General features: G+C 46.4%; 7 protein-coding genes and 1 tRNA gene. 5 read left to right on the top strand and 3 right to left on the bottom strand.

Features of this window, described 5'->3' with window-relative positions; all coding sequences use genetic code 11:
- Positions 1-281: 281 nt before the first annotated feature.
- Positions 282-986: a hypothetical protein gene (locus ACZ2XM_RS04540; RefSeq protein WP_490587193.1), complete on the bottom strand. Its 705-nt coding sequence runs from the start codon at positions 984-986 to the stop codon at positions 282-284.
- A gap of 409 nt (positions 987-1,395) precedes the next feature.
- On the opposite strand from ACZ2XM_RS04540, the gene ACZ2XM_RS04535 reads away from it, so the two are divergent.
- Positions 1,396-3,051 (top strand): AMP-binding protein, encoded by a 1,656-nt coding sequence (locus tag ACZ2XM_RS04535; protein ID WP_490587192.1) that lies wholly within the window; start codon positions 1,396-1,398, stop codon positions 3,049-3,051.
- A gap of 1,201 nt (positions 3,052-4,252) precedes the next feature.
- On the opposite strand, the gene ACZ2XM_RS04530 is transcribed toward ACZ2XM_RS04535, so the two are convergent.
- Both ACZ2XM_RS04530 and hemA read right to left on the bottom strand, forming a co-directional pair.
- Complete coding sequence (locus ACZ2XM_RS04530) at positions 4,253-5,395, bottom strand: aminotransferase class V-fold PLP-dependent enzyme (protein WP_490587191.1); 1,143 nt, start codon at positions 5,393-5,395, stop codon at positions 4,253-4,255.
- Positions 5,396-5,662: 267 nt separating this feature from the next.
- Positions 5,663-7,021: a glutamyl-tRNA reductase gene (gene hemA, locus ACZ2XM_RS04525; protein WP_490587190.1), complete on the bottom strand. Its 1,359-nt coding sequence runs from the start codon at positions 7,019-7,021 to the stop codon at positions 5,663-5,665.
- A gap of 820 nt (positions 7,022-7,841) precedes the next feature.
- Here hemA and ACZ2XM_RS04520 point away from each other — a divergent pair.
- The 4 genes from ACZ2XM_RS04520 to ACZ2XM_RS04505 all read left to right on the top strand — a co-directional run bounded on the left by ACZ2XM_RS04520 (position 7,842) and on the right by ACZ2XM_RS04505 (position 12,135).
- Positions 7,842-9,890, top strand: a complete 2,049-nt coding sequence (locus ACZ2XM_RS04520; protein WP_490587189.1) for a tetratricopeptide repeat protein — start codon at positions 7,842-7,844, stop codon at positions 9,888-9,890.
- Positions 9,891-10,046: 156 nt separating this feature from the next.
- Positions 10,047-10,706 carry a lipoprotein insertase outer membrane protein LolB gene (gene lolB / locus ACZ2XM_RS04515; protein WP_490587188.1) on the top strand — a complete coding sequence of 220 codons (660 nt, stop codon included), beginning with the start codon at positions 10,047-10,049 and terminating at the stop codon, positions 10,704-10,706.
- A gap of 58 nt (positions 10,707-10,764) precedes the next feature.
- Positions 10,765-11,838, top strand: a complete 1,074-nt coding sequence (gene ispE, locus ACZ2XM_RS04510; RefSeq protein ID WP_490587187.1) for a 4-(cytidine 5'-diphospho)-2-C-methyl-D-erythritol kinase — start codon at positions 10,765-10,767, stop codon at positions 11,836-11,838.
- A gap of 221 nt (positions 11,839-12,059) precedes the next feature.
- A tRNA-Gln gene (locus ACZ2XM_RS04505) sits at positions 12,060-12,135 on the top strand.
- Position 12,136 lies beyond the last annotated feature (1 nt).

Raw genomic sequence — 12,136 nt, 5'->3', positions numbered from 1 at the left:
TTTTAGCACGGCCACGTCATTATTCGCTTAAAACTACACTATAAAATAGGATGTTAGCTATCCTAGCATAAGCGCTTGAGCCCTTGCTATACGGGCGCTCGACTGGTCAGTGAGCAAAACATTTGTGCACTGGCAAAGCCCGACTTTCGCCCACGTTATAACACTGTATTTTTAGCAGTTTGGTAAGCCATTGCCGTAGATGTTTGTGCTTATGTTAACTATAGACTGTACCCATGATTGCTTAAATTACAGCATTGTTTAGAGAGCCCTCAGCCCTAATTCTAAGGAGCCACGAGCCTTAATTCTGTGATAATTTGCTCCAAATGCGTTTTGCTCTGTTGACTCCAAATGTTGTAGAAGCAATGCTCACCTGCAGGAGAATGCTGTATGCCTAAGGTCAGATAAGCCAACCATTTGCCTTGTGGATCACCGCCCTCCCGACCATAGGTTAGCTCCGTGCCATCGTTATACAGATGATAATCCTGCCAAATAGCGGCCTGCCCTACTGGATCGCTGATACCCGAGTGAGCGACGCCATAAGCACTGCGCTCGTTAGGTAAATCATAAGCCACACCCCAACCGCCGGAGAAATTAGCTCGGCGAACGTTACGATTCGCCAATTGGGCTGCCGCGGTCTTAGGTAAAGCCAATAGCGGACATTTATCTTGCGTCTCCGATTTTGCCCACTCACGACTATACACTGCTTCGGTAGCTGTCGCTGAGATGGCAGGCTGACGCCATGGCGCGGTAAGCTCGGTGAAAGTCATAGTGGTATTGATTGTGGCAGGTTGCGCACCATTCACTATGGTTGGTTTAGACACAGGAGTAGTTTTAACTATAGGTGCGGACTTAGCCACCAAGATTGGCTTAGATACTGGCGGCAGTTGCCCCGCACTAGTGGTGGGATTACTGGACGACTGACACGCAGTTAAGCCAAAACTTAAAGCCACAATGGGCGTAAATAGAGCAAAATTAGCATAGCGCATATTGATATCCTTATTTATCGTTTTATAATATAGACTTAAACCTTATTATAAGTAAGGTTTTATAGCATTTATTGTGGTTTTACTGGCCGCAACTACGTCTATTACTCTAAATTAACGCTGCCCTGCATGGGCGACTAGCTAGCGTTAATGCTAATATAGACCGACATACACCACCGTGGGCAAATTGTAGAGTCTTGATAATAAGGCTATTTTTAGCCGCTACCTGCTCTTGTGAGACTTATGAGCACTCCTGCTAGCGAAAAGGTACCCACGGCTGTAACCATATATTTTATAGACCTATTTTTACAAGCCCTACCCCTAATTCGGTCTGCCTAAAGCGCTTCTAGGCGGCTATGCTAGGGTTGCTATTGTCTCAAGGACTGATCACCCACCCAATAAAGGACTATTTATGACCGACTTTCATACTGGCTTAGGCCAAAATCCGGCCAACTATCAACCGCTCACTCCCATCGATTTCATCGAACGCACCGCCCTTGCTTATCCCAATAAGCTCGCCATTATTTATGACGACCTCAAGACTAATGAGCTCAAGCAGACTTGGAGCGAGACCTTTACCCGCTGTCGTCAGATGGCCGATGCTCTACGCAAATTAGGCATTAATAAAAACGATACCGTCGCGGTGATGCTGCCGAATACCCCGGCCATGGTAGAAGTCGCCTTTGGCATTCCTATGTCGGGTGGCGTGCTCTGTACGCTTAATACCCGTTTAGATATCAACGCGCTAACCTTTTGTTTGCAGCATTCTGAAGCCAAAGCCTTAATCCTCGATAGCGAGTTTGCCAAGCACGCGGAAATTATCGAAGAAGCCTTCCCTAACCTTATTTTGATTCATGCTACCGATGCTGCCCTGCCTACTGACTCCTTTGGGCAAATGACTTATGAGGAGCTGGTCGCTAGCGGTGACGACTTGGACAACTGGGAAAAACCCGAAGACGAATGGGATGCTATCGCCCTAAACTATACTTCAGGCACGACCGGTACCCCAAAAGGCGTGGTCTATCACCATCGCGGCGCCACCCTGAACGCCTTATCGAATATCTTAGATTGGGACATGCCTAAACACCCGATGTATCTGTGGACGCTACCGCTATTTCATTGTAATGGCTGGTGTTTCCCATGGACTATTGCTGAGCGTGCTGGGGTCAACGTTTGCTTACGTCAGGTTGATGCCGACTTAATCTTGCAATTAATCGCTAAATATAAAGTGTCGCATTACTGCGCTGCTCCCGTTGTACATAGCATGATTGCCTCGGGTACAGATGAACGTAAAGCTGCGATTACTCATCCGGTCAAAGGTTGGGTTGCCGGTGCGCCGCCGTCAGAAACTATGCTCGAGAACATGGAAGCGATGAACTTCCACATCACCCATGTGTATGGTTTAACCGAAGTTTATGGACCTGTCACGGTATGTGTTGAGCATGAAGAGTGGGATGACCTAACCGTCTCCGAGCGCGCTAGTAAGAAATCTCGCCAAGGTCTAGCTTCCCATCTAATGGCCGGATTTGAAGTGTTTAAACAAGGCACTACCGAGCCGGTCGCCGCTGATGGCGAAGAGATGGGCGAATTAGCCCTCAAAGGCAACATGGTGATGAAAGGTTATCTGAAAAGTCGCAAGGCTACCGATGCTGCTTTTCAAGACGGTTGGTTCCGCACTGGGGACTTAGGCGTCAAATACCCGGATGGCTATATCAAAATTATGGACCGCCTCAAAGACATCATCATCTCTGGTGGCGAAAACATCTCCAGTATCGAAGTGGAAAACGTCCTGTACAAACTCCCTGCTGTGGCAAGTTGCGCAGTCGTCGCCGCCCCGCATGATAAATGGGGTGAAGTCCCAGTCGCCTTTATTGAAATCAGCGAAGGCCACACTTTAGAGCGCGCCGGTGTAATTGAGCATTGCCGTCAATATTTGGCCGGTTTTAAAGTGCCCAAGCACATCATCTTTGCTGAAATTCCGAAGACCAGCACGGGTAAAGTACAGAAGTATGAGCTGCGTCAAGCTGCCAAATCGATGGCACACGAAGAGCCAAAGGTAACGCATTAAAAAGAGGCCGTAGCGTAGGTAATAACCCACGGACTCAATAACCGATAGGGACATGGGTCTCTCTACACCCAAAGATGAAAAACCAAGCCAAAAATAAATATAAAAGCCCTGATAGCCTTAGCAACGGGGCTTTTTAAGGCCTATGAAATATGCGGGTCAAAAGTAGGCGTTCTTTCATTACTATGGCCACCTACGCAGGCATAGCCTTTGTCTTGCAAACGGGTAAAACAGTGTTTTACTGTTCCCGTTCTCACCCGAGGCAACAGCAAAACCTGATAGAATTCTGAAGTAGGCTGTGGCTTTAGCCCAGCTTTATCCATTCTATAAAGGCATATAAGATATAGGTTCTCCATCAATCATCATTACGATTTAAATGGTGCGCGGGGCACACCCTACAAAAGAATGAATCAATACGTAGGTTGGGTGGAGTTTACGACACCCAACGATTGATAACCGTAGCGTGGGTGGCAACCCACGGAATAATACACTCAACACCGTAGATGGCGGTAATGCATTACCCGCTCTACTATCTGTGCAAAATCGCCTCCTCCCTTTATCAAAGGGAGGATTGAGGTGGGATTTCTTCCTAAATTATTGATAATAATTAGCACCTTGCACTATTAGACAACAGTTCCTCGAATCTTTAAGACTGAAACCTTTTTTGAACGAATCCTCCGTGGATTATAACCCACGCTACATCTATCTATAAATTTGAAATTCGCTTTTGCTCTTGTAGGCTGAGGCTTTAGCCCAGCTTCATCCATTCTATAAGGGCGTATAAGATATAGGTTCTTACTATTCGTAATGCCTATAAATGCACGTAGGGTGCGACCCGCGCACCGATTACCATCACGATTTAAATGGTGCGCCGAGCGCACCCTACAAAAGCCTTACTTTTCTAGAAAGAGTAACTAGGTTGGGTGGAGTTTACGACACCCAACCATTTAAAACCGTAGCGTGTGATGTTAACTCACCAATTGATTCAGAACCGTAGCGTGGGTGGCAACCCACGGAATAATAAATTAAACACCGTAGATTCCGTTAGTTCATTACCCCCCTCGACCATCACCGCAAAATCGCCTCCTCCCTTTCGCAAAGGGAGGACCGAGGAAGGATTTCAAAAACCCATAAAAAAACGCTCCCTTAAAAGTAAGAGAGCGTCTTTTATTACCGGTCTTTATTTACCATTAACAGCAAATACTTATTTAGCAATGACCTGCTTTAAAGTATCAGCAAAACGGTTAACCGCGCCATCCACATCTTTCAATTTATCCAAACCAAATAGGCCTAAACGGAAAGTCTTAAAGCTGTCTGGCTCACCACATTTAAGCGGCACGCCAGCGGCAATTTGCATGCCTGCATCAGCAAAAGCACTGCCTTTATGCATATCGTCACGGTCGGTATAGACTACGACCACGCCTGGCGCTTGATAGCCTTCAGCAGCGACGCTAGCGATGCCATTGTCTTCTAAGATATCGCGGATACGGTTGCCCAATTCCCACTGGGCATCACGTAACTTCTCAAAACCAAATTCTTTGGCCTCAAGCACAGCATCACGGAACTGACGTAAGCTATCGGTCGGCATAGTCGCGTGGTAAGCATGACCGCCATTCTCATAAGCGCGCATAATATTGAGCCACTGTTTCAAATCTAAGCTAAAGCTGGCAGATTCGGTCGCATCAACTTTCGCAACTGCGGCTGCACTTAACATAGCTAAACCGGCACATGGGGTGCTGCTCCAGCCTTTTTGCGGGGCGCTAATCAGGACGTCGATACCCAAATCTTTCATATCTAACCAGATACAGCCTGAAGCGATACAGTCAATGACCAATAGACCGCCAACGCTATGCGTCGCTTCTGCTAAAGCTTTGATATAGTCGTCCGGTAAAATCATACCTGAAGAGGTTTCTACGTGCGGAGCAAATACTACCGCAGGTTTTTGCTCTTTAATAGCGGCAACCGCTTTTTCGATTTCTACAGGTGCGAAAGGCTCAGGTTGTTCGTCTAGACCTTCGTCTTTACGATCAGCACAAAGTACTGTAGTCGATTTAGCGAAGTTGCCTTTTTCTAGGATTTGCGTCCAACGATAGCTAAACCAACCATTACGGATGATTAGGCAATCAGCATCTTTAGCCAATTGATTAGCCACCGCTTCCATAGCGTAAGTTCCTGAACCCGGTACGATAACCGCAGCTTCAGCGTTATAAACAGTTTTCAGATTGCTCGACAAGTCATTCATCACTTGCTGAAAGACTTGCGACATGTGGTTGAGCGCACGATCCGTATAAACGACGGAATACTCTAACAAGCCATCAGGATCAATATCGGTTAATAAAGCGGTCATAGGAAGCTCCATTTCGTGTTATTCGTTAAGGGTGAGCAATATTGGACAGTCGCTAATAGTGGTGAACTTTTACTACCCTGTCAATTACTGCAAAGTCAGTAAATAATAGCACCCTTATTAAAGCCAACAATAAGGGCCATAAAGTAGCGGCATTGCCAGGATTAGAAAGCAAATAAAAAACCTGACCATATGGTCAAGATTATGCTATTTCTCTAGCCTTGTACAGTCAACTCGCTTATATTTATTGTATAAATTATTACTACTGACTTAAGGTCGCCGACGATAAGCCTCTTTTAGACCGCCCACGACGAAATTAAGCAAGTCAGCATCGCCTTCTCGCGCAGCCTTACGCATCAATTTGGAAGGGGCATGCGAGAGCGTTTGCGTCAGTTTACGGGTCAGCTCCGCCATGATTTCTTCAGCCGAGTGCTCGCCTTGGGCTAATTGGTTCAAAGACTCTGCTAATAACTGGTCGGTATGGGCATACGCCTGCGCGCGATACAGCTCGATATCATGGCCGACTTGGCGCACTTGAAAGCGTCTTTCAATCTCAACGACCAACTGGCTCACTAGCAATTCGGCATCCACGGCCGCTTGGCGACGCTGTTCAATATTACCGGCAATGACGTGCTGTAAATCATCGATGGAATAAAGATAAACATCGTCCATACGACTGATGGCCGAATCAATATCACGCGGTACCGCCAAATCTACCATTAACATTGGCTGGTAGCGGCGTTTTTTTAGGGCGGCTTTGGTCATATCGCGATCAATCAACATGTCCATACTGCCACTACAGCTGCTGACAATATCGGCTTGCGGCAGCAAGGTCGGTAACTCTTGCAGACTGTGGACGACCACATGATGGCCCATACCGCGCAATTCTTCAGCCAAGGCTTCGGCACGCGGGGCGCTACGGTTACAGATAATCACTTTGCCAATGCCAAGGCCAGCAATATGGGTAGCGACCAAACGATTCATCTCGCCGGCAGCTACCAACAATAAAGTGCGTTCCTCAATCCGATCAAAAATCTGCGTGACCAGTTTGGCAGCAGCAAACCCTAAAGATACCGCCTGCGACCCCACTTTTGTGTCATTACGCACTTGTTTAGTTGCGGCAAACACTTGGTCAATAATCCAACCAAAGCGCGTACTCATACCGCCCAACTCATGCGACAGACTCACCGCTCTTTTAATCTGCCCTAAGATTTGTGGCTCACCCAAAATCATAGAATCGAGACCCGACGCCACGCGCAACCAATGGGTCAGCGCATGCGAGTCCACATAACGATAGAGATAAGGTTGGATTTGTGCGACTGACATATTTTTGAAGTTGGCCAGCCAGGCATAGATACGATCAATATATTGCTGGTCGCTTAACATACGCGGCTCATTGGTCGGCGTTGCCGTCGCATTAGTAGAGAGGGTTTCCGCAGTGCCCGCTTCACTTTTAGGCAACATAGCGTAAATTTCAGTACGGTTGCACGTAGAGACAATCACGCTGCCGTCGGTGAAGGTGTTAAGCTCACGGATAGCCGTCGTCAGGTCATCGCCCACAAACGCCAAACGCTCACGCATGGCGACAGGTGCGGTTTTATGATTAAGCCCGATGACCACTAATCTCATTATGTATTGACCATAAAAACGACGCTAAGAATGGGCAGATTGATCTGACAAATCTAGCTATAACGACTATGAATCATAGCCTTAAGAGTCTGCGGCACGCTCACTGCTGTAAGATACGCCTAGCGAAAGGCGCATTTAAAACCGACTATTATATCACTGTTGCCTAAGTTATTTAATACGCAGCAGTATTTAAGCCAATGCCCTGCTAGCTATGACGTACTTAATTATCGCTAATCACACGTAATCACTCCAGTATTAACGCAAAGCCCTACCCTAAACCCAAGTATACAAAGGGATGATAGTCTCTACTTTATTCGAGTCGCTAAGCTTGGTAACATGAGTACTATTGTACCGCTTAGGGCAGTACTTTTATAATGCGATGAAGTAACGGTTAATTGAATAATATAATTCAATAGTCGTCACTTACTAGCGGTTATTTAACTACTGTCATTCCATAGCCGTCATTAAATATTAAGCAAGGCACGTGCCCGTGGTATTCGCCGCTCTATTAGCAGCAATAACAACACTATCTGCCCTATCAGCATCTTTACGACAGCCCCTTTATGATTCTCCATAATAAAGGGCTATGCATTTAGGCCAGTGCAACGAGCGGGCTTGCTACCGTCACAGTTTATAGTTGGCATTACTATAGCTACATTTTTGGGAACGTACTGAGCTTATGCGTCTTTTAAGAGTTAAGTTTCTATATAGCGCAGTAGATCGCGCCGCTGCAGCGACTTACTCCTCACTCTGCGCTTATATTCATCTTATTTTGCCTTATTGTTTACAACATAAGCGGGCTTTATTGTTGGCAGCATTTATGTGCAGCAGCATGCCTGCGCAAGCCAATATTTTTGATCCTTTACTGCAAATTCTAATGCCTTCTTATAGCACTGAGCCCAAAACCAGTGAGGCTTTTGCGCCTATTGAAAACCTCGAAAACCAAGAGCTCGATAAAACAACGCCAGCGGCTATAGACCAAAATAAAATCCCCACTTCCTCTAATAAATTACGTACGCCACAATCTCCTGCTGCTCAAAAGCTGACGACGGCACCTGCTATTAGAGAGCTGCCAAAAGCTGTTAATGAGCTACAGAACGACACAGCTAATGCGTTAGACAATGGCGCTTTAGATAGCGAGACTTTAGATAGCAATATTTCAGATAGCGAGACCTTGGATAACGAGGTTTTAGATAACGACACCTTAGACAGTGAAGAAGAGCGGGCTAATAATAACTTAGCCAATGCCTTGCCGACCCCAACTGCAGACAGTCCCCTACCTGAGCCAAGCCTGTATGCCTTATTAGACGCTGAGTTTGCCATCGATCGTGGCGAGCCTGAACGTGGCCTAGCCATTTATAAGCGCCAAGCTTTCTTGCGCGATGCCACCGCAGTGTTTGAGCGTGCCCTCGCATTATCGTTAAGCTTTGAAGATACTGAGGACTCGCTCCAGTTTGCTACCGCTTGGCAACAACAGAATCCAGATCATGTGCCTGCTTGGTTTTATGTCGCGCATTTGGCGTTAAAAGCCCACGACTATGAATTGGCTGGCGAGACGTTAAGCCGTATCCTTCGCTATGATCCACGTGCGGATTTGAGCGAAATTTTGATTGGCATTTATCCTAATAAAGAGCAGGACCAACGCGAACTGCTCGAGACGCTCCAGTATTTAGACAGCCAGCAGAACGCTTCGTTGTCAGTCCTCAAGGCAGGCTTATTACTGAAATTCAACGAGCCACAAGCCGCGCTGCTCAACGTCAATCAGACCCTAAAAATGCAGCCGGATAATGTGCCCGTTATTACCCTAAAAGCTGATATTTTACGCAAACTGGTGACGCCGCAAGAAGTGCTGGCTTATGTCAAACAAGCCCGATTGCGCCTACCCAATCGTAAAAGTCTATATCTATATGAAATTCGCTATTACCTAGAGTTGGCACAGAGTCGCCAAGCTTGGGAGCTATTGCTAGAGGCCAACAAACGCTTTGCCGACGATGCAGAGATTACCTTATTGGCCGCTCTGGTCAGTTTGGATATTGAAGAATATGAGGAAGCAGACCGTCTGCTCAATACGTTGGCAAAGAGTCCGCATTATTTAGATCAAGCCTATTATTATCTGGGCGTTAGTGCTGAGCGGCAACTGCGCTTTGAGGAAGCCAAGAGCTATTTTAATGCGGTCATGCAAGAGGATTTGGTGTTAGCCGCTCGCAAAAAAGTCGTGGCTTTTGAGTTAATTGATAATAATGTCGCTGAGGCTATCAAGACCTTGCAAGCGCTGCGCTCTGACTTCGATGTGTTTGCGCCAGACAGTTACATTATGCAGGCTGATATTTTGCGGCAGCAAGGTGAGTCTAAAGCGGCCAAAGAGTTATTGACCACGGCCAGTCAGCGCTATCCGGATGATGAGGCCCTGCTATTTGCACGCGCGCAGTTGCTAGATGACAAAGACGACTTTATCGTTAAGCGTACGCTACTGACTCATCTGCTATCACAAGCGCCTGATGATCTCGCTTATCAATTGGTTTACGCACAGTTTTTATTGGCTAATGATCCCAATTCTGCACCGGGCCTAGCACTAGCGCAAGCCATTGTTGATATCCGTTATGACGACCCACGTCATGATAATGGACGCCAGCTTGAAGCCTTGAATCTATTAGCGAGCAGTGCTTTAGCCAATGATAAATTTAATAAAGTTATCGCCTACCTACAGACCCCTTATGAGGTCTCACCGACCTTACGCTCAGGCGTGCTCCTGCTGCGCGCTTATCAAGGTTTAGGCGATGAAGAGGCTGTAACGGCCTTATTAGCAGAGCTGCAACGTAGATTTGCCTTTGGTCAACAAAATGTCAACGATAGTATTCAGATTTATTAGCGGAACGCAGTTATCTTATTAGCTTTATGGGCCCATGTCCTATTTTTATGCGCTGATACCGTAACTTATGTCTTAACTGATATCTTTCTTCAAGGAAATGATAACTGGGCCTTTTACAGCTGCCGTCTCGCTGACTTGATTTTATAAGGAAATTTTATGCGCCAAAGCTATTTTGCTAATACCAACTCTCCCCTACCCCTAATGTCACTCAAGTCACTAGCTGGTATAGCCATGATGGCCGGCCTACTCGGTGTGACAGGCTGTCAATCGATGCAGACTAAAACGCCAGCGCCGGTTATTACCACTCCTGGCGGTATTGTCACGGCACCTGCTAAGCTCGATACTTTTACTATTAATGGTAAGATTGGTATTACCACCCCCGCTACCGCACAAGCTCCTGCGCAAGCCGGCAGTGCTTTTTATGCTTGGGGACAGCAAGGCGATCGTTTTGCTATCGAATTGGTCGGGGCGCTCGGCATTGGCAAAACGAATATTGAATATAATGGTCAAACGGCCACTTTAGTCAGTGAAAAAACCGGCAGTATGACGGCTAGCAGCCCTGATGAGTTACTAAAGAAAGCCACAGGTTGGCAAGTGCCTATCTCGCAACTGCCGTATTGGATTTCCGGCAAACCAGCCCCTTCTGATAGTGGTCAGCAAGTCGATGAAGCCGGGCGTTTAATAGCTGCGGTCAATGGCGATTGGACGGCGAACTTCACTTACGAAGGCGCTAAGATTCTGCCGAGTAAAATTAACGTCCGCAGCGATCAGGGCCATAAAGTGGTTATGACGATTATGCATCAGACGGCTCAATAGTCTGTTTATGCAGCAAAGATATTAACGGATCATCAGTAGTATTAACCAATAGGTAGCCATGTCTCGTTTAGCAATAAACACTGCAGTTGCTGCAGAAGCCCCGACTTTAAGTCAGTTTTCACCGGCCAAGATTAATTTATTTTTACATATCACTGGCAAACGTGAAGATGGCTACCATAATTTGCAGACTGTGTTTCGCTTGCTCGATTGGGGCGATACCCTGCATTTTTGGCGACATGATAATCAGCAGATTAGCCTAATTAGCGTGGATGCGGCGGATGCTCTAGCAGATAGGGCTACAACGACGCCTCCAAAACTGGATGTGGTCGCTAGTAAGTTGGTCGAACTGACTGGGGCAGACAGCATTACCCAAAATCCAGCAGATAATTTAATTATCAAAGCTGCGCAAGCCTTGCTCGACTATTTGCTACAGACTAGCTTACCTACCAATGTCTCGCTCTTACCCCAAACCCTACCGCAAATAACGGTGCAAATAGAAAAAATTATCCCGATGGGTGCAGGCTTAGGGGGTGGCTCATCTAACGCCGCAACGACGCTGCTAGCGCTAAACGAGCTATGGCAATTAAATCTATCGCAACCCATACTGCTTGAGATAGCGGCGAAAATTGGCGCTGATGTGCCTATTTTTATATTTAATCAAGATGCTATTGCTGAGGGTATAGGCGGGCAATTGACGCCGATTAATTTACCAAAACAACGGTATTTAATCCTGCTACCGCAAGCTCACGTGAATACCGCTAAGCTGTTTGGCCACCCTGCGTTACGTCGTGATTGTCCAGAATTAACCTTAGCGCAGATTACCGCTGAATCTCTAGATTACCTATGGGCATTAACGCCGCCATATCACAACGTTTTTGAACCCGTAGTCTGTCAATTAGCAGAACCTGTTAAAGCTGCTCTCACTTATTTACAAAGTTTAGCCTCGGAACTGTCTGACCAAATATCATCCCAAAGCCCCGCCGCTGAGCCAAAAAGTATTAGGGCACGTATGACCGGATCAGGCAGTACCGTGTTTTTACCTTTGCCTCAGACCATAAATACAGGCTTAGCATTATGGATGAAGGAAGCCCCCTGCTCTGCGGTAGTGGTCGATAGTCTTTTTGGTGAGTAATAAAGCACTTTTATCACCCGGTTACTCTAACTAGAGTCACGTCCAACTTAGCCCATTCAATTTTCTAATAATTTAAAGCCGTAAAGCGCAGCAAACTGGTCTTATTTATGTCATAATAGCGCCCTTAAGCACTATTGCGGTTAAAATTACGCTTAATTAGCAGCTATTGTTATAAAGTACTTGCAAATTAGTTTTTTTTAATTATAATAGGTCGCCCATAAAGGGGTATAGCCAAGTTGGTAAGGCATCAGGTTTTGATCCTGACATCCGTTGGTTCGAGTCCAGCTACCCCTGCCAT

Source organism: Psychrobacter sp. CoH-33_TS_01, from assembly GCF_058189395.1.
The sequence above is the reverse complement of the archived record's forward strand: the minus strand, read 5'-3'. Positions and strand labels throughout refer to the sequence as shown.